1 pseudogene is annotated in these 289 nt (G+C 64.7%); it reads left to right on the top strand.

Going from position 1 to position 289, the window contains the following annotated elements:
* Positions 1–289: pseudogene (gene fusA, locus NE591_RS15405) on the top strand (elongation factor G); the annotation flags it as partial.

Genomic DNA, 289 nt, shown 5'->3' with positions numbered 1-289 from the left:
CCTGCGCAAGTCCAACCCGGTCATCCTGGAGCCCGTCATGGCTGACGAGGTTGAGACGCCCGAGGAGTACACCGGCTTCGTCATGGGTGACAATCCGTCCCGTCGTGGCCTCATCCAGGGCCAGGAGCAGCGTGGCAGCGCCGTGGTCATCGAGGCCAAGGAGCCGCTGGGCAACATGTTCGGTTACGCGACCGACCTGCGTTCCGGTACGCAGGGCCGCGCCGTGTACACCATGCAGATGGACTCCTACGAGCCCTTGCCCAAGTCCGTGCAGGACGAGATCATCAGC

Source organism: Adlercreutzia sp. DFI.6.23, from assembly GCF_024462535.1.
Lineage (GTDB): Bacteria > Actinomycetota > Coriobacteriia > Coriobacteriales > Eggerthellaceae > Adlercreutzia > Adlercreutzia rubneri.
This window is presented reverse-complemented; position numbering and strand designations above follow the sequence as displayed.